Raw genomic sequence first — 19413 nt, 5'->3', positions numbered from 1 at the left:
TTAAACTTTAGAAGTAAAGCGTGGCAGTGCAAGCTTTAGATCATCAAAACAATCTATTGATCGCTTTCATTTTATTGATCAAGAGAAATGAAACGCTATTGATGGTTGCGCTTGCGGAGCTCCGCTCCTCATCCTAAAATTTGATGAAAACGCAGCAAGACTCCATAGAGATTTATTATTTTTCAATGAGTTGAAGATTTAATTACATCAAACTCAGGTCAAGATAAGACCAATAAAAAAAAGCCATTCTCAATTGAAAATGGCTTCTTTGTTTCGACAAAATGACTCTTAAACTTTGAAATGGTTCAAAAGCACATGCAGATTAAGTTATTTCCATTTAACTGCTTGCACTTCTGATTTTTTAGAAGTATCAGGTTCATTGGTACTACAACCGCACCCACCACCACAACCACTCACCATTGCAGGCTGAGTCCATTGTGCTAAACGCGTCCAACCTCTCGCTTGAAAGAATTGAGACAGTTTAGAAAATACCGAATATGCCGACTTAGGAAATACCTTCTTAAACACAAAGATCGCACTCCATATCACCAATACCGCAACAATCAATGATTCAATCATCTCGAACTCCTTTAGCTCAAAGGTTTAAGGTTTTTTAATTCACCTTATAGACCCAAATAGCGTGATGCAATTTGATAAGTCAGGAATGCCATAAGATATGCCAGACCAAATAAATATACGGTCATACCTGCCACAGTTTTCCACGAACCTGTTTCACGTCTTACTGTTGCCAATGTCGCCAAACAATGAGGTGCATAGATAAACCACACCAGTAATGATAACCCTGTTGCCACTGTCCAGCTCAAGTCACCTTGGCTGATCAAATGCGATAGACCTTGAGCAACAGCATCATCATCTGCTGCTGACAATGCGTAAACCGTACCCAATGCAGCAACAACAACTTCACGTGCAGCCATCGCTGGAATTAAGGCAATACAAATCTGCCAGTTAAAACCTAATGGTGCAAAGATCGGTTGCATGACATGCCCTAACATCCCTGCAAAAGAATAGTCAATCGCAGGTAAAGTTGCGCCTTCAGGCGGTTGAGGGAAAGTACACAAGAACCATAACAAGATCGACAAAGCGAAGATAATTCCACCCACACGCTTTAAGAAAATCTTGGCACGGTCTAATAACCCAATCCAAACGCTTTTTATATCAGGAATACGATAACTTGGTAATTCCATCAATAACGCATGTTGAGATTTATCCTTTTGGAAAAATTTCAGTACAGTTGCAACAATCAGTGCACTCACAATGCCTGCCATATACAGACCAAACAGCACCAAGCCTTGTAGGTTCAGAAAGCCCCAAACCATTTTTTCAGGAATAAATGCTGCAATTAACAAGGCATATACAGGTAGACGAGCAGAGCATGTCATCAGTGGTGCAACCAATATGGTGACCAAACGATCTCGCGGATCACTGATACTTCGTGTCGCCATAATACCTGGTACAGCACAAGCAAAACTTGATAATAATGGGATAAAAGCTCGACCACTTAAGCCAGCTTTAAACATCAATTTATCCAGCAGAAACGCAGCACGAGGTAGATAACCAGATTCTTCTAAGACCAAAATAAAGAAGAATAAAATCAGAATCTGTGGCAAGAAAACTACCACACTACCTGCCCCCGCGATCACACCATCGACCACCAAACTATTAAGCAATGGCTGTGAAATAAATTGTCCAATCCATTCACCAAACCAAGCAAAGAATTCTTCAATTCCATCCATAAATGGTGCAGCCCAAGCAAAAACGGCTTGGAACACGACAAACATCATCAAGGCTAAACTAAGTAAGCCCAAAACAGGATGTAGAAAAATTTTATCGAGAAAATCTGTACGTTTATCTTCATGATCAACAAAAACCACCACATCCTTTAAGATTTGATCGATTTTTTCATGATTAGAACCTGAAAGCTTCACATCACTCAATTCTGCGCTTGGGGTACGGAATTTCTCATCTTCCAAAGCCGCCATCAGATTTTCAATTCCTGCATTTCGCACAGCAACTGTTTCAACGACAGGAATACCTAAACGTTGTGATAGTTTCTGAGTGTTGATTTGCATACCACGGCGACGAGCCTCATCCATCATGTTTAATACAAGTAGAATCGGTTTGCCTTGTTCAATCACTTCAAGAACCAGACCTAAATGCAATTTTAAGTTGGTCGCATCGACCACACATAAAAACGCTTGTTGATCTTGTTCATCTGCAATTTTACCCAAGACCACATCACGGGTAATGGCTTCATCTGGACTTGTTGCATTTAAGCTATACGTTCCAGGCAAATCTAAAACGCGTACTGCACGACCCGAAGGTAAATTAAATGCACCAACCTTACGCTCAACAGTCACCCCTGCATAGTTAGCAACTTTTTGGCGAGTACCTGTAAGATGGTTAAAAAGTGATGTTTTACCGCAGTTAGGATTTCCCACTAAAGCAATACGTAAAGTTTCGCTCATGCGGAAGCTCCTTCTAATGCCTGATGAATTTCAATTTTCTGCGCTTCCACTTTACGTAAAGCAAATCGAGTAAAACCAATTTGAATTAAAATAGGATCACCACCAAAAATTCCTTTTGTGATCACTTGTACACGTGTGCCAGGCACAAAACCTAGTGTTTCCAAACGGCTTGCCACTAAATCTGGCTGATTGACATTATCTTCTGAGGTGCGACTGACCTTTGAGATAATGGCAGTTTGCTTTACTTTCAAGTCTGACAAACGCACTGCAATTAACCCTAAAATGAATACGATATATAGCTTATTATACATACAAATGAGAATAATTACCAAGTAAGGTTCATTACAATTCTCATTCACTTTAGGCATTCGACTTCTTTATTTTTTTAGTCTACATTCTTCTCACAGAGACGCTTTAAACTTTACTAAGACCATGTTAAATAAGAAACCACGTATTCCAACTGCTGTTGCCATTCCTGAAAATTTAAGCTTTTTACAAGGTTTTCGTGATTATTTAATTGCTCAAACGGTCAGTCCGCATACAAGAAACGCCTATTTATCCGACTTAATCCAATGTAGTGAATGTGTAAATGCTTATTTACCCACTTGGACACATGACGATATTTCCGATGTCCTCATAGAACTGACCAAACAAGGTAAAAGCCCACGCTCGATAGCACGCTCACTTTCAGCACTCCGTTCATTTTTTAAATTTTTACGTGAGCAAAAGATTCGTTTAGATAATCCAGTTGCCATGCATAAAACTCCCAAACTTGGACGAGCATTGCCTAAAGATCTATCTGAGCAAGATGTAGAGGCGCTGATCCAAGCACCTGATATAAGTACAGCATTGGGCTTACGTGACAGAGCCATGTTTGAAGTTCTCTATGCTTGTGGATTGCGTGTATCAGAACTTTTAAATTTAAGACTCGATTTGATCAATTTAAAACAGGGTTATTTAAGAATTACAGGTAAAGGAAATAAAGAAAGGCTTGTACCATTAGGTGAGGTTGCTTGTGAATGGGTTGAACAATACCTAAATATCTCTCGACCGCAGTTGTATAAGTCAGCAACCGATTACTTATTTTTAACCCAGCATGGTGGCATCATGAGTCGGCAAAACTTTTGGTATGCCATCAAACGCTATGCTTTACAGGCAAACATTCAAGCAGAGTTATCACCACATACACTCCGCCACGCCTTTGCAACACATCTACTCAACCATGGTGCTGATTTACGTGTGGTGCAAATGCTTTTAGGGCATAGTGATCTATCCACCACTCAAATTTATACTCATGTGGCACAGGTGCGTATGCAGCAATTACATGAAAAATATCACCCACGCGCATAAGATTTTCAAATGGAAGTAATACTGATAATTTACATCCCTTAATCAAGTTTTAAAGTATGGCTTTGATTTTTTTGCTATGCTAATTCCCCACACAATAATGCTGAAGAAACATAAAAGAGTTATTTATGCAATTGAATCGTTCAAAATTGATGTTGGCTTGTCTGATTGCAAGCACGATGGCAGTGAGTGCTTGTTCAAAAACGCCAGACTCAAAAAAAGATGACACTTTGACTGCAACAGCACCCGCAACTGGTGAAGCATCAAATTTAACTGAACGTGACGCTAAACAACGCCTCATCCAAACACTACAAGCCAATTTCAAGAAAGCAGGCGTGAATGCTAAAATCTTGGATGCTAAGCCGACTGAAATGCCAAATCTATATTGGATTAGCATGGAAGGAATGAGTTCAGTCTATGCCACTGCTGACGGTAAATTTTTAATCCAAGGCGATGTCATTCGTTTAGGCGGTGAAAAACTCAGTAGTATCGGTGACAAACTTCAGGCTGCTGAAAATAAAAAGCACTTTGCTGATTTAAATGTTAAAGACCTCTTGGTTTATCCAGCACAAGGTAAAGTTAAACATGTAATTTATGTGTTTACTGATGCAAGCTGCCCGTATTGCCATAAACTGCATGAACATATTGGTGAGATCACCGCAAAAGGTATTGAAATACGCTATATCCCTTGGCCTCGTGGCGAACAGTTTATTCCAACCATGGAAAGCATTTGGTGTAGTGCTGATCGCCATAGCGCATTCAATCAAGCCATTGCAGGTACTGCCCTTCCACCTGCAACATGTAAAAACCCAGTCCGTGACCTTTATGCTTTAGGTTTAAGAATGGGCGTAAATGGTACCCCTGCAATCTACAATGCAGATGGTGAATATCTGGGCGGTTACATGACAGCTGATGAAATCGAAAGCCGTTTAAATAAATAATTTTTATCAGTAAATTTACTATTATTTATAGCTCAATATAAAGATGCGCCAGACTCTAGAGTCTGGCGCATTTTTTAGCTATGATCTAAGCTTAATATAATTTATATGCATAATTGGAGTGTGACGTGAAACCAGTTCGTCTGGCAATACTCGGTCTAGGAACCGTAGGCGGTGGAGCCCTTAAACTACTACAAGAAAACGCTGCTGAAATTAGACGTCGCACCGGTCGAGAAATTGAAATTACCCACGTAGGCACTCGTCGTCCACGTCCAGATCTAAATTTACCAGCAAGTGTGAAGCAAAGCGCAGATCTGTTAGAGATCGTTCGCCAACCCGATGTAGATGTTGTGGTTGAAGTTATGGGCGGAATTCATCCTGCTTATGAAGTCATTATGGAAGCCATCAAACATGGTAAACAAGTGGTGACTGCAAATAAAGCCTTACTTGCTGAACATGGTAATGAGTTATTTAAAGCCGCAGATGATCATCATGTACAGATTGCCTATGAGGCAGCTGTTGCAGGCGGCATCCCAATTATTAAAGTCATTCGTGAAGGCTTGGCAGCCAACAAAATTGAATGGCTTGCAGGTATCATCAACGGAACAGGTAACTTCATCCTCACAGAAATGAGTGAAAAAGGTCGTGCCTTTGCTGATGTTCTCAAAGAAGCACAAGAGCTAGGCTATGCAGAAGCTGACCCAACATTCGATGTTGAAGGGATTGATGCGGCACATAAACTCACGATTCTTGCATCATGTGCATTTGGTATCCCTTTACAGTTTGACAAAGTCTATACCGAAGGAATTACCAAAGTTACCGCGCAAGATGTCAAATATGCTGAAGAACTTGGTTATAAAATCAAACATTTGGGTATAGCACGTCGCTCAGCTAAAGGTATTGAATTGCGTGTTCATCCAACGCTGATCCCCGAAGAAGAATTGATTGCCAATGTAAATGGTGTAAAAAATGCAGTATTGGTACAAGCCAATGCCGTAGGTCCTACACTTTACTATGGTGCAGGTGCGGGTGCAGGTCCAACTGCCTCTGCTGTTGTTGCTGATGTGGTCGATATTGTTCGTGACATCATATATACAGAAGATGGTTCAGGTACAATTCCACAATTGGCTTTTGAAGCCCTTTCAGACTTGCCTATTTTATCTAGTGATGAAATGACTACAGGTTACTATTTGCGTTTAAATGCTGAAGACCAAACGGGCGTACTTGCAGATGTCACCACCATCTTAAGCCGTACAGGTATCAGTATTGATGCAATTATGCAGCAACCTCGTTTAAAAGATTTAATCCCGATTGTGATTTTGACTGATCCAATCGTTGAATCAAAAATGAATGAAGCGATTGCACAAATTCAAGCCTTACCTGCTATTCATGGCGAAATCGTACGAATTCGTTTAGAATTGCTCGATAACTAATCGGATTTAATCCTCCCCTCATCTGCATCGATAACAAAGATGCAGATAAATCCGCCATTTCAAACAGATCAAATGGTGAATTTAGCTTCTTTGATAAGAGGCTAGAGGCGAAAGAATACCTTTATTTGCTCTACATACAACTGGAACACCATCATGTCTAATGCCAATCGCTATACAGGACTTGTTGATCGCTATCGTGACCGCTTACCCGTATCAAAAACTACTCGTGCTATTTCTTTAAATGAAGGGAACACGCCTCTCATTAAATTAGACAACATTCCACGTCTTATTGGCAAAAATGTTGAAATTTATGTGAAATACGAAGGTTTAAACCCAACGGGTTCATTTAAAGACCGCGGTATGACCATGGCTGTGACCAAAGCAGTTGAAGAAGGTTCTAAAGCGATTATTTGTGCATCTACAGGAAATACCTCAGCGGCGGCTGCTGCTTATGCTGCACGTGCAGGAATCAAAGCATTTGTCTTAATCCCAGAAGGCAAAATTGCCATGGGTAAAATGGCTCAGGCGATGATGTACGGTGCGATTACCATGCAAATCCGTGGTAACTTTGATGATGGTATGCGTCTAGTGAAAGAAGTTGCAGATAAAGCGCCTGTGACTATTGTGAACTCAATCAATCCATATCGTTTGCAAGGTCAAAAAACCATTGCTTATGAAATTGTAGAAGCACTTGGTCGCGCACCTGATTACCATTGCTTACCTGTAGGAAATGCAGGGAATATCACTGCACATTGGATGGGCTATACTGAAGCAGTGGCGAACCAACCCGTTGAAGCGTTTGAACAAGTGGTTTATGACGCTGAAACAGACAAGTTTACAGGTCCAAATCCTGAAGGTCGCCCTGTGATGGTAGGTTACCAAGCATCAGGTGCTGCGCCATTCCTACGTGGTGGTCCGGTTGAAAATCCAGAGACAGTTGCCACAGCAATCCGTATCGGTAATCCACAAAGCTTTAATCATGCAAAAGCCGTTGTACGTGATTCAAAGGGTTGGTTTGATGAGTTAACTGATGCTGAAATCTTAGAAGCGCAACGTTTACTTTCTATGTATGAAGGTGTATTCGTTGAACCAGCATCGGCTGCATCAATCGGTGGTGCTATCCGTGATATTAAAGCAGGTAAAATTGCGGAAGGTTCTGTGATTGTATGTACTGTGACTGGTAATGGCTTAAAAGACCCTGATACAGCCATTAAACAATGTGAAGATGCGGTTATGCTGTCGATTGATGCGACCTTAAACCAAGTTCGTGATTCGATTCTTTCAAATATGTAATAACGTCTTTGCAGCAAAAAAACCAGTTGCTCGCAACTGGTTTTTTATTGCCAAAACGAAACCACTATTCTTCGTCATATTCTTCATAACCGTACTGTCTTGCCAAATCTTTTTCGATACGTTGAATATCTTCCAAACTAATTTCCCTGATTGCAAATAAAGATTGTTTGAGTAAAGGGTTTACCGCATATAACGCCTCTTGTTGCCAAAAGTCTATAATCAATTCTTGCTTATTCTCATCATAGCTTAAGCCCGATTCTGCCCCAATCAATGCTTTCAACAATACTGGTTGTGCTGAGAGTTCCGATAAGGATCCAGCAAGGCGAATAGAACAATCATCATATTCAGCAAAAACTTTTCCCACACTTTTTCTAAGTAATTCAGGATTTTCTGAATACACCAAGCCTGCAAAACCTTCATCATGTTCTTCAAGCCATTGTTGCTTTTTCATCGACCATAAACCATAAAATTTTGCATCTTGATCAAACTGTACCAACTGAAATTTTTGCATTTCGGCAAGCTGAACAAATTCAAATGTATCTTCATCATTTAAACTTACAGGTAATATATCCATAGATAATTCATCATCATCTAAAATATGTTCCCCACAGCGGGAAAATACAAATTCATCCAGTGATCTGAGTTTCTCCTCATCTGCTTCAAAAAGTGAATCGACTTCATATAAAGCAAAATCACGTGCGCCATCAATTTCAAGTTGTTTATAGGTTGCTTCTGCTTGTTGTTTATTGTCAAAAATATTGGCTATACGATTCCCCGCAATGTAAAAAACTTCATCGTTATAGCCAAAATATTTTGCACGTATCACATAAGTCGCCATACTCATTTCCTATTTTTTATTACATGGTTTGTTTTCGTTGATGTAAACCTTGAGCACTTGGAGGTATTGCCATTCCATTATCCATCCACAATTCGAAATGCATGGCATTAAAAAAATCCGCTGGACTATAAACAATACTTTCTAATCGAGGCAATGCGCCAATGCGCGGCAAAATATCGTATATAAACCAACTGTTGTGAGTAATTAATAAAGAATGTAATTTTCCTGTTAAAGCCAAAGGAGATAACATCAGCTTTGAAAGCGCTTTATCCTGCAAGTAATAGTGATGTAACTGCTCTAGTTGTTGTTCAAAGTTTTTCGGTAAATGCTTAACATCTATCGCACTTACAAAATCATTTAAGGTTGGAATAAAACGCTGTTGGTAATCCACCAATAGATGATCACGTTCACACAAATCTTTTATATCAATTGTTTTACCAGCACTATTTTGAAGGCTATGTCCAAACACTGGAATGACCACTGAATTTACACCCCATAATGTATGCAAAATTCGATGTCGAGCATCACTACATAAGCTTTTAGTACTATCAATAAATGCATGTATTTCGTAATAGTCTTCTACCTCTCCACCCCAGCGTTTGGCAGAAATACGTGCATGTTGTAATGCATTCATTATGTTAAGTCATCATTTCTTATTGTCGTTCAACATTAACTCATTTTAAAAAATAAACGAATATAATTTATTGATAATTGTTATCAGTTCAAGTGTTCCGATACTTTTATTTTAATTCAACCACAAAAAAACTCTTCATATTGAAGAGTTTTTTTAAATCCCAAAAGCTTAAATACGTTTTGGTAAATTACTCACCCAATTCAATAAATTAGTTGCATCATTGGTACGTGCCTGAGAAGAACTTGCACCCAATAACACTACAACAGCTGGACGACTATTCACTGTAGTGTGCATCACTACACAACGTCCCGCTTCATTGATATATCCTGTTTTGGAAATATTGATATTCCATCCACCATTACGAACCAGTGCATTGGTATTATTTGACTTTAGGATACGATAGCCTAAATTGAAGTCATAATGCGCTGTAGTCGAGAATTGACGAATTAAGCCATACTGAGATGCCGCACTCACCAAAATGCCTAAATCACGCGCAGAAGACACATTATGAGGATCTAAACCTGTAGACTCGACATAACGTGTAGACGTCATACCTAATTGACGCGCTTTCGCGTTCATGGCTGCAATAAATGCTTGTCGCCCACCCGGATAGGTACGTGCTAAAGCTGCTGCAGCTGGATTTTCAGATTTCATCAACGCCACAAGCAACATTTCAGCACGATTCATGCTATCGCCAACTTTTAAAGTTGAGCTTGAGTTCTTACCACCTGCTCCAGCAAAATCAATTTGTTGAAGTGTAATCTCTTCTGACATATTCAAACGTGCGTCTGCTGTAATTACCGCAGTCATTAACTTGGTAATAGAAGCGATTGGCATCGAAGTATTGGTATTTTTACTGTAAAGCACTTCACCCGTTGTTGCATCCATCACGAGTGCAGCACGAGCATTAACTGAAGGTTGACTGTTATAACTATTGGTATCATAAATCTGCACAGACTTGTTAGTCAGTGTTGTTGGTGCAGCATTTGATGGACGAATTGTTGTGGTTAAAGTAGTTGAGCCTTTAGGTGAAATATCTTCACCATCATCATCAACAGAGTCGCCATTTAATAATTGGCTTGCGTCGGAAGATGACCAACTTACACTCGCTTGTCCGCTTCCCCCTGAATTCATGATGATTTCAGCAAAACTTGTTGAACTCAAACTGAGTAGTACTGACAAACTCAGCACATGCATTAACGTTTTTTTTGGTTTTTTCACGATAACTTACTCACCTCAGGGAGGTATTCACAAACTTGCTAATTACCTCAAATATGACTTACATTTACACTCAAACGTGACTATATTAAAACGAATATTTCAATCACAATGTATTGTGCGCAAATATTGAATAAATATTAGGAATAGGATTGCCAATTTTGTTATGTCATTGCAAGTCTTTTTTGCTTTATGTAACAAAAATGTTGATATTGGAAAATTTAAGGAGGTGTAAGTGATTACTGTTTTAGTGGTAGATGACCATGAATTAGTAAGAACAGGCATCTGCAGAATGTTAGAAGATCAGACTGATATTCAAGTCATCGGACAAGCAGAATCTGGTGAAGAAGCCATTACCATTGTAAGGCAGCAACACCCTAATGTCGTTCTTTTAGATGTCAATATGCCTGGTATTGGCGGGGTAGAAACGACCCGTCGTTTATTACAAACTGCTCCTGATACCAAAGTTTTAGCGGTAAGTGGTTTAGCTGAGGAACCCTACCCGTCTCTATTACTCAAAGCAGGCGCACGGGGTTATATCACCAAAGGTGCACCCATTACAGAAATGGTCCGTGCAATCAAAAAAGTCATGCAAGGTGGAAAATACTTTAGCGCAGATATTGCAGAGCAACTTGCCAGCTCGTATTTATCAGATACCCAAACTTCACCCTTCGACGCACTTTCAGAACGAGAAATGCAAGTTGCGATGATGGTGGTGAATTGTGTCAGCGCTCAAGAAATTTCAGACAAACTCTTTGTGAGTGTAAAAACGGTCAATACTTATCGTTACCGTATTTTTGAAAAACTGGGTCTCGATAGTGATGTCAAACTTACTCATCTAGCCATACGTTATGGTCTAATTAAGCCATAAATCTTATAAAACAATGATCTACCTTTGAGTGTGAGTATGTCGTCTACGGTATCTGTGCCTATTTATCAAACAATTTACCGTCTAGGCACACTTTACTCAGGTTATCGACTGATTATTGCCTTTTGTTTAATCATTATTTTTCTGATTACCTTAGAAAATCAGCCTGTTCACTACGAATACCCAAGTTTATATTTTTATTCGATTGCGACCTTTACCATCATTGCAGCATTGCAAATGATGCTGTTGAAATTTTACCCTCATGGCGTTGCACAGCAGTTTATTGGCTTTTTTATTGTTGATATTCCATTCCTCAGTATCTTGGTATTTGCGCTGAATGGTCCAAATTTAGCCATCAGTATTTTATTTGTGATTGCAGTCTTTACTGCAAATTTTTTACTGAGTAAAAACAAAGCATTATTTATTACCTTAGTGTCTGTCATTGCCATTATCTATCAGCAATTTCTGGGCAGTTATTTTGATTTTTCTAATTTAAATAATATTAGTAATAGTGCCTTATTGGCTTTCTTGTTTTTTATGGTGTACGGAATCGGGCAAATTGCAATCAACCGTTTTCAGGTTCTTGAGTCCTTAAATACGTACCAATCTTTAGAGCTTTTTAAGCTACAAAATATCAACCGCTATATTTTAGAACAAATCGAAGTCGGTTATTTGGTACTCGATGAAAAATGTAAAATTATTGTCAGTAATCCTGCCGCATGTTCACTATTAGGGATATCTCCCCTGTATGCACATGAACAATATCATTTATCCAATTTCCAGCCTGATCTCTATGAAATTTTAAAAGATGCCATGTTTCGAGATGGTGAGCGTTTTCAATTTGAATCACAGCAATCTTCATTTACCGTTGATATTCGGGTACAAAAACTGATTGTTCCACATCAGGCGCTGACACTTCTTGTACTTGAAGATGCACAAAAAATAAATCAAAAGGTACAACAGCTTAAACTTGCAGCATTGGGACAATTATCAGCAAGTATTGCTCATGAGATACGTAATCCACTCGCTGCCATTGCGCAGGCAAATGATCTTTTTCTGATGAGTGATGAACAGCAGCAAGCCTTACTCCATCAAATGATTACCAAGCAGACTGTCCGTATTAACAGTATTATCAAAGATACTTTAGATATGGCAAAAAACAAAAAAACCCATGCCAGTCAAATCGACTTACCACTATTTTTAGAAGATTTATTGTTACACGATTTAAGTGATGCTCAAGCTAAAATCCAAACTGAAATTGAAGCAGATCTTGTGATTTATTTTGATGATTCTCAATTAAGGCAAGTACTTGTCAATCTATTGCGTAATGCATTACGCCATAATGATCAAAATGCGGAATACGTTTTGGTCAAGGCGTTTAAAAATGACGCACATATTTGTATAGATGTGATTGATTATGGGAAAGGGGTCACAAAACAAGACCTTTCACAATTATTTCAGCCATTTTTTAGTACCGAAATCAATGGAACTGGTTTAGGATTGTACCTATCGCAAACTATATGCGAAGCAAATCAAGCGAAATTAATTTACGTTGAGCAAAAACAACAAGGGGCATGCTTTCGTATCGAATGCCCACGCATGGATTAGATTAGGTTTTTGGGGATATGACTACACGACAACCATTGGTGTTACTTGTAGATGATGAACAAGATTTATGTATGTTGATGCAAATGAGCCTATCGCGAATGGGCATCAAAACACATATGGCACATCATTTACAGCAAGCCAAATATTTTTTTAGTGAATATAAATATGATGCCTGTATTACAGATTTAAACTTGCCTGATGGGAGTGGTTTAGATTTAGTCAAACATGTATCGCAACATTATCCAAAAACGCCAATCGCTGTACTCACAGCATATGGCAATATGGAAATCGCAATTGCATCACTTAAAGCTGGGGCTTTTGATTTCGTTAGCAAACCAATCAATCAACTACATTTACAGCAACTTTTACAAAAAGCTTTACATGTTCCTCAGTTGAGTGAAACTGTAACTAAAGCCCCACTTGAAGAGTCCATGCTCATTGGCGACTCGCAAATCATTCGTAAATTAAGAGAATCGATTAAAAAAATTGCCCGTTCACAAGCACCTGTTTTTATTACAGGGGAGTCTGGTACAGGGAAAGAAGTGGTTGCGAATCTTATTCATTTACTCAGTAACCGCAGTGATAGTCCATTTATTGCAATCAACTGCGGGGCTATCTCTGAAGAACTGATGGAAAGTGAGCTTTTCGGACATAAGAAAGGCTGTTTCTCTGGCGCAACGCAAGATAAACAAGGCTTGGTTCAGGCTGCCAATGGTGGCACATTGTTCTTGGATGAAGTCGCAGAACTGTCTTTAGCCATGCAAGCTAAACTTTTACGTGCTGTTCAGGAAAAGAAAATCCGTCCTTTGGGTAGCGACACTGAAATAGAAGTTGATTTTCGAATCATCAGTGCAACGCATCAAAATATCGAAGCTCTGGTTGAACAAGGGAAGTTCCGCCATGACTTGTTTTTTAGAATCCATGTCATGGATATTACACTCCCGCCATTACGTGATCGCGAACGTGACATCTTGATTTTAGCCAATCATTTTATTCAACAAATTTGTACTGAATGGCGAATTCCGAGCAAATCATTCACAGATGCAGCAAAAGCATTTCTTTTACAGCAACATTATTCTGGTAATGTTCGTGAACTGCGCAATATTATTGAAAAAGCCATCACGATGTGTGATGAGGATTCTATCGATATTCAACAACTCCAACCTGCGCCACAACGGAGCAGTATTAACAAAATTGAATCCTTTGAGTCTGTTCCGACCAACCATACGGCGATTGAACTTCCAAACAAAGCACCGAATATTCCGAAAGAAGGCTTGGAGCAATATTTGGAAAATGTTGAAAAAGAAGTCTTGTTATCTGCATTAAATCAAACCCATTGGAATCGGACCTTAGCTGCGAAAAAACTCGGCATGACCTTTCGATCTTTACGTTATCGTTTGAAAAAGTTTGGGCTAGATACTGATGATGAATAGAATCTGCTGATATTGATCTCGAACAATAATAAATTTTGTTCATAATCAAAAAAAGCTGAGAATCAAATACTCAGCTTTTTTATGTCATTCACATTCGATCAGCGATGTTTTAATAATTGGTCTGCAACATTATTTAAATAAGTTTCTTCTTTTTGATCCAATGCCCAAGGATATTCCCAATTCGGACGAATCCCCTGCCCATCAATCATATTGCCATTCGGGGTATAATAATGCGAAACAGTCATCTGTAAAGCTGCACCATTTGGCAACGGAAATAGCTTCTGTACCACACCTTTGCCATAGCTTTTCTCACCTGCCACCCATGCACGTTGATGTTCTTTCATGGCAGCAGTAAATACTTCAGCTGCTGAAGCAGAACGACCATTGATCAAAATACCCAATTTAATATTTGAAAATTCATCACCGGGTAGAGCTTGAAACTGTTGATTTCCTTCGGAACGACTTTTGGTTGAAACAATAATTCCCTGATTTAAAAATAAATCGGCTGTTTCAACGGCCGCAGAAAGTAAGCCACCCGGATTATTACGCAGGTCGAATAAAACTGCCTTGGTTTTTTGAGTGCTATATTCTTCGATTAATCGTTTAATTTCGTTCGCAGTATCTTGTTGAAAAACTTTAACTTTAAGCACCAAAACCTGATTATGCAACATCACAGGTTCAATATCAGCAACATCAAGCTTACGATTTCTGACTACTGTGATTGCAGGGCTTTTCTCATTCAGTTGTAATTGAAAGGTAGAGCCGATCGAACCATGCAACAAATCTTCGACTTGTTCTGCATTTAAATTTTTCAACTCTTGATTTTCAATTTTAAAAATGGTGAATCCATTTTTTAAACCTAATTTAAATGAATCAGCATTGTCTCGTAGATTCTGAATTTTCCACTGATGAATATGGCTATCAAAGCCCAATTCAAAGTCTGCTGTTGCAAGATCACTCTCGGTATATTGCATCAGTTGTTTATATTCTTCAGGGCTTAAATAACGCGAATAACGGTCTAAGCCACCGACCAAGCCTTTAATAGCTTGCAAGAACAATACATCATCCGGCTTTTCTTGAACATAGTTGTCTTTGACAATGCCATAAATCTGAACAAATTGTTCAATTGATTCAATTGGAACTTCTGCAATGCTTTCTTCAACATCACCATCAAAATCAAGTGCGGCAGCATTTTCGGCTGCCCAAACGGAATGGCTTCCACAAGTTAATAACCCTGTTAATACAGCAACATACTTCCAAGCTTGAACCATTCCCGCACCTAAATTTGAATAATGATATTTAGACTTTTAACGTAATTAAATTGCGACCTTGCATTTCTTTCGGTACAGGAAGCTGCATTAAAGTTAAGATTGTTGGAGCGACATCTGCAAGCACGCCATCTTCTGCAATTGTTGCTGAAGTCGGACCAACATAAATAAACGGTACAAGTTCTGTGGTATGTTGAGTATGCACCTGACCACTTACATAGTCTTGCATTTGCTCAACATTACCATGATCGGCAGTAATCAACATATGTCCATGTTTTGCCATAACAGCGTCATATAAACGCCCCAAACTTACATCAACTGCTTCAACTGCTTTGACTGCCGCATCAAATACACCTGTATGCCCGACCATATCACCATTTGCATAGTTCACGACCAGAAGATCAAACTCACCTGAGTTAATCGCCTCGACAAGTTTGTCAGTGACTTCAGGTGCGCTCATCTCAGGTTGTAAATCATAAGTCGCGACTTTAGGTGACGGGATTAAAATGCGCTTTTCCCCAGGGTATTCATCTTCACGTCCACCACTAAAGAAGAATGTCACATGGGCATATTTTTCTGTTTCCGCAATACGCAATTGCGTTTTACCTAAAGATGAAAGGTACTCACCAATTGAATTTTTTAATTCTTCTGGCATATAAGCCACAGGCGCATCAATAGTTGCTTGATAGCGAGTCAACATGACAAACTTTGACAGTTGAGGAACCACTTTACGCTCAAAGCCAGTAAAATCTTTTTCTACAAAAGCTTTAGTGATTTCACGGGCACGATCCGCACGGAAGTTCATAAAGACAATGCTATCACCATCTTGAACTTTGGCGATGTCGCCAATACGGGTTGCTTTTACAAACTCATCATTTTCATTTGCTGCATAGGCCTGTTCTAAACCTTCAGTTGCTGAATCAACAACACGCAAAGCTTCACCTTCAGTCATTAAGCGATAGGCTTGCTCTACACGGTCCCAGCGATTATCACGATCCATTGCGAAGTAACGACCAATCATTGTCGCAATACGACCTTGTTGAGGGTACTGTGCAAAAACTGCATCCAATTTTTCCAAAGAAGGTTTTGCACTGCGTGGAGGAGTATCACGACCATCTAGGAAGGCATGTAAATAAACTTTTGCACCACGTTTTAAAGCCAGCTCACACATTGCAATAATATGATCTTGATGTGAATGTACACCACCTTCTGACAACAAGCCCATAATATGGACAGCGCCATTTGCCGCTTTGGCTTTTTCTACAGCATCAATCAATACTTCATGTTCAAAAAAAGCACCAGTACGAATGTCTTTGGTAATACGAGTGAAGTCTTGGTATAACACACGACCTGCGCCCAAGTTCATGTGCCCCACTTCTGAGTTGCCCATTTGCCCATCAGGCAAACCAACGTCTTCACCTGAACCTGAAATTAAACTATGCGGATGCTTTTCTTGCATCATGGTTAGATTTGGCGTCTTGGCTGCTAAAAACGCATTATCTTCGACCGCTTCACGATGACCCACACCATCCATAATCACCAGAACGTGAGGGATTTTGCCAGCAGTTGCATCCGTCATGATTTACACTCTTTTTACTGTTTACAAATTAATCATCATATCTTACCGTTTTTTTACGGCAGACTCTATCCTTAGACAATGGCAATAACTGTTTGCCACGATCTAAAATTCTTATCTCATTCGCTGTAGTTGATTGCTATATACCGATTTCTTATATAACGATTTCTTATCGAGCCCGATACAATAAGTAGCTCCCTATACCAAACATAAATACGATCGGTAAAAAAACAAACCATGCGGGTGATGGAGCATAAATCAGACTGGCATAACCTAAAAAGTCCTGCACATAATAGAATGCCAAGCCCACAAATAAGGCAATCACCAAACGGAATCCCATAGATTGCTGACGCAATGGTCCAAAAATAAATGAACAAGCAATCAAAACCAGTGCCAGCAAGGCAAAAGGTGAACCTACATTTTTCCAGAATGCCAATAAATAGGTTTTCGGTACTTGACTATATTCATGCATATAATCCATAAAACTTAACAACTGACTTGGTGCTAAATCTTCTGGATCAATCGTCACCATATGGACATACTTAGGTTGTAGCGCAAGAGCTAGATTTTGCTGATTTTGATCAACCACTTGTGCTTGACCATTGGCAAGTAAATTGACTTGAGCCGTCTGTTTTAAATTCCATTGCCCTTCTTTTAAAAATTGACCTTCTTCAGAATTGAGCAAAGATTTCATTCGATAATTTTCATCGAAATCCACCACCTGAACTTGTTTCAACGTACCTTGTGAATTGGCATAATCAATATAAATAAACCGTTGTCCTTCGCGTGTCCAATAGCCTTTTACTTCACCCAATGCTGCAACGCTACGGTGACTTTTAATGCTTTTGGCTTGCTCATTGGTATAAGGAATCACAAATTCACTCAAAGCAAAAGAAAGAATCACCAAAAGCATTGCAGAACGCATTACCCATCCAACAATGCGCCATAAGCTAATGCCTGCAGCACGCATGACAATTAACTCACTATTTGATGCCATAGAGCCTAAACCCAAAACGGCACCAATCAAAGCTGCAATAGGAAGGATTTCATAGAGATAACGAGGTGCCCCCCACAAAACATACTGCAATGCATTCCACGCTGTATAATTGTCTTTTAAGCTACTGAGCTCACCTAAATAGGTAAATAAAATTTGCAAAATGGAAAGCACAGCTGTTGCGCCTATCATAGCGAGTACTGTGGTCTTGGTCACATGTTTTGCGACAACTCTACGTGCTAACATTATGATTTCACTCGCTGTATTTGCTTCTTAATCTTCGGTGCCAACTTCTGCTTTCTTGAAAATAAAGCAGCGGCAATCGCATAGAACAAGAGTATTGCAGGATATGCCCAAATCCCGACTTCATCTTTACTGATCCTTGTTCTAATCGCCATCAACGCCACAATCAAACTGGCGAAAATCAATAAGGCTGGGAAGAGTTTAAGATAGCGACCTTGACGTGGACTGACTTCACACAAAGCCGTTGCTAACATTAAAGCTACAATCATTGAGAATGGCACAAATAACCGCCATCCCAATTCACTTTGTATGACTGGATCATCTTTATTTTCAAGTAATTTGCCAAAACCGAGTGCTTCAACCTCATCACTTTCAAACTTTGCTTCTTTATTATTTTCTAAACGTAAACGGTAGGTTTGAAATTCAGTTTGACTATATTTCGGCGTACCTGGATAAATTTCATAGCGTCGCCCCAGAACCAAGTCCACAACACTTGCTGTTTCATTCGCCATTTCCACACGGGTCGCTTCTTTCGCCAAAATCATGACATCAGGCTTACCTTCTTTCTCTGCACGCTGATAAAAGAAAATATCTTTAAGATTTTTTCGATCTTCAGACAGAGAACCAGCATAGATGGTATATGCACCCGATGAAATAAATTCTCTGGGTCGAACTAAATCAAATCCAGTTCGTACAGCTTGGGTAGAAACCAATTGCCCATACTGACGAAGTCCCCAAGGTGAAATCCAGATCATTAATGCACTTTGTACAAAGAAATAAACAATGGTTAATGGAATTAATAATCGAGCAACCTGAATACGACTGATTCCACTCCCATTGAGCACGGCCATTTCATGGTCTACATATAAACGACCAAAAACCAACATCAGCCCAATAAAGAAACCCAAAGGAAGGATTAAGGTCAAGAACTCAGGTAAACGAAATCCAATAATACTCAAGAGAATACTTGGGTCTACACGCCCCATTGCAGCACGACCAAATTGCTTAATCAGTTGCCCACCCATCATGATGAGTGTCAATAATGCAACCACCACTAAGGAGGTCGAAACGACTTGTTTGACAAGGTAGCGTCGAATAATCAAATTAATCTTCCAAATAAGGGTAGTATCATGACGTAGCGCTAGTTTACCCGAAGTTAAAATTATAAAACTAGATTGAAATTCTACCATTTGAAGTGGTTCAATGGTTTAATGATTTGAAATGTACAACAGGCAC

17 protein-coding genes are annotated in these 19413 nt (G+C 39.3%); 7 read left to right on the top strand and 10 right to left on the bottom strand.

Features of this window, described 5'->3' with window-relative positions; genetic code table 11:
* Nucleotides 1-327: 327 nt before the first annotated feature.
* From ACINWC743_RS04100 to ACINWC743_RS04090, 3 genes are read right to left on the bottom strand one after another with little or no spacing between them, the layout of a single operon-like run.
* Nucleotides 328-579, bottom strand: a complete 252-nt coding sequence (locus tag ACINWC743_RS04100; protein ID WP_005035351.1) for a DUF6587 family protein — start codon at nucleotides 577-579, stop codon at nucleotides 328-330.
* A gap of 44 nt (nucleotides 580-623) precedes the next feature.
* The gene (gene feoB, locus ACINWC743_RS04095) at nucleotides 624-2486 is read right to left on the bottom strand and encodes a ferrous iron transport protein B (protein WP_009584461.1); all 1863 of its coding nucleotides are present in this window, start codon (nucleotides 2484-2486) and stop codon (nucleotides 624-626) included.
* Entirely contained in the window at nucleotides 2483-2752 is a 270-nt protein-coding gene (locus ACINWC743_RS04090; protein WP_010591216.1) for a FeoA family protein, read from the bottom strand. Before ACINWC743_RS04090 ends, feoB begins: the two co-directional genes overlap by 4 nt.
* A gap of 166 nt (nucleotides 2753-2918) precedes the next feature.
* Here ACINWC743_RS04090 and xerD point away from each other — a divergent pair, with 166 nt between their 5' ends.
* The 4 genes from xerD to thrC all read left to right on the top strand — a co-directional run bounded on the left by xerD (nucleotide 2919) and on the right by thrC (nucleotide 7497).
* Entirely contained in the window at nucleotides 2919-3836 is a 918-nt protein-coding gene (gene xerD / locus ACINWC743_RS04085) for a site-specific tyrosine recombinase XerD (protein WP_009584454.1), read from the top strand.
* Between the two features lie 125 nt (nucleotides 3837-3961).
* Entirely contained in the window at nucleotides 3962-4774 is an 813-nt protein-coding gene (locus tag ACINWC743_RS04080) for a DsbC family protein (RefSeq protein WP_004826328.1), read from the top strand.
* A gap of 125 nt (nucleotides 4775-4899) precedes the next feature.
* Nucleotides 4900-6204 (top strand): homoserine dehydrogenase, encoded by a 1305-nt coding sequence (locus ACINWC743_RS04075; RefSeq protein ID WP_009584444.1) that lies wholly within the window; start codon nucleotides 4900-4902, stop codon nucleotides 6202-6204.
* A 153-nt stretch (nucleotides 6205-6357) separates the two neighbouring features.
* Entirely contained in the window at nucleotides 6358-7497 is a 1140-nt protein-coding gene (gene thrC / locus ACINWC743_RS04070) for a threonine synthase (protein WP_009584439.1), read from the top strand.
* Nucleotides 7498-7561: 64 nt separating this feature from the next.
* Here thrC and ACINWC743_RS04065 read toward each other — a convergent pair whose 3' ends face one another.
* From ACINWC743_RS04065 to pbpG, 3 genes are all read right to left on the bottom strand, one after another.
* Complete coding sequence (locus ACINWC743_RS04065) at nucleotides 7562-8335, bottom strand: hypothetical protein (protein WP_009584469.1); 774 nt, start codon at nucleotides 8333-8335, stop codon at nucleotides 7562-7564.
* Nucleotides 8336-8354: 19 nt separating this feature from the next.
* Nucleotides 8355-8969 carry a DUF6915 family protein gene (locus tag ACINWC743_RS04060; protein WP_004826322.1) on the bottom strand — a complete coding sequence of 205 codons (615 nt, stop codon included), beginning with the start codon at nucleotides 8967-8969 and terminating at the stop codon, nucleotides 8355-8357.
* A gap of 168 nt (nucleotides 8970-9137) precedes the next feature.
* Nucleotides 9138-10190, bottom strand: coding sequence for a D-alanyl-D-alanine endopeptidase PBP7/8 (pbpG, locus tag ACINWC743_RS04055; protein WP_004826319.1), 1053 nt, complete (start codon nucleotides 10188-10190; stop codon nucleotides 9138-9140).
* A 232-nt stretch (nucleotides 10191-10422) separates the two neighbouring features.
* Here pbpG and ACINWC743_RS04050 point away from each other — a divergent pair, with 232 nt between their 5' ends.
* From ACINWC743_RS04050 to ACINWC743_RS04040, 3 genes are read left to right on the top strand one after another with little or no spacing between them, the layout of a single operon-like run.
* Nucleotides 10423-11058 (top strand): response regulator, encoded by a 636-nt coding sequence (locus ACINWC743_RS04050; RefSeq protein WP_004718392.1) that lies wholly within the window; start codon nucleotides 10423-10425, stop codon nucleotides 11056-11058.
* 36 nt (nucleotides 11059-11094) lie between these two features.
* On the top strand, nucleotides 11095-12663 hold the full coding sequence (locus ACINWC743_RS04045) for a sensor histidine kinase (protein WP_009584451.1): 1569 nt from the start codon (nucleotides 11095-11097) through the stop codon (nucleotides 12661-12663).
* A gap of 17 nt (nucleotides 12664-12680) precedes the next feature.
* Nucleotides 12681-14096: a sigma-54-dependent transcriptional regulator gene (locus tag ACINWC743_RS04040; RefSeq protein WP_005035339.1), complete on the top strand. Its 1416-nt coding sequence runs from the start codon at nucleotides 12681-12683 to the stop codon at nucleotides 14094-14096.
* A gap of 98 nt (nucleotides 14097-14194) precedes the next feature.
* Here the strand turns inward: ACINWC743_RS04040 and ACINWC743_RS04035 are convergent, their stop codons facing one another.
* The 4 genes from ACINWC743_RS04035 to lptF all read right to left on the bottom strand — a co-directional run bounded on the left by ACINWC743_RS04035 (nucleotide 14195) and on the right by lptF (nucleotide 19280).
* Nucleotides 14195-15367, bottom strand: a complete 1173-nt coding sequence (locus ACINWC743_RS04035) for a S41 family peptidase (RefSeq protein WP_009584474.1) — start codon at nucleotides 15365-15367, stop codon at nucleotides 14195-14197.
* A gap of 28 nt (nucleotides 15368-15395) precedes the next feature.
* Nucleotides 15396-16943: a 2,3-bisphosphoglycerate-independent phosphoglycerate mutase gene (gpmI, locus tag ACINWC743_RS04030; protein WP_009584472.1), complete on the bottom strand. Its 1548-nt coding sequence runs from the start codon at nucleotides 16941-16943 to the stop codon at nucleotides 15396-15398.
* 166 nt (nucleotides 16944-17109) lie between these two features.
* The gene (gene lptG, locus ACINWC743_RS04025; protein WP_009584465.1) at nucleotides 17110-18180 is read right to left on the bottom strand and encodes an LPS export ABC transporter permease LptG; all 1071 of its coding nucleotides are present in this window, start codon (nucleotides 18178-18180) and stop codon (nucleotides 17110-17112) included.
* On the bottom strand, nucleotides 18180-19280 hold the full coding sequence (gene lptF, locus ACINWC743_RS04020) for an LPS export ABC transporter permease LptF (protein WP_009584436.1): 1101 nt from the start codon (nucleotides 19278-19280) through the stop codon (nucleotides 18180-18182). The genes lptG and lptF overlap by 1 nt, the downstream gene beginning before the upstream one ends.
* Between the last annotated feature and the right edge of the window lie 133 nt (nucleotides 19281-19413).

Source organism: Acinetobacter sp. WC-743 (assembly GCF_000335555.1).
Classification (GTDB): domain Bacteria; phylum Pseudomonadota; class Gammaproteobacteria; order Pseudomonadales; family Moraxellaceae; genus Acinetobacter; species Acinetobacter bereziniae.
This window is presented reverse-complemented; position numbering and strand designations above follow the sequence as displayed.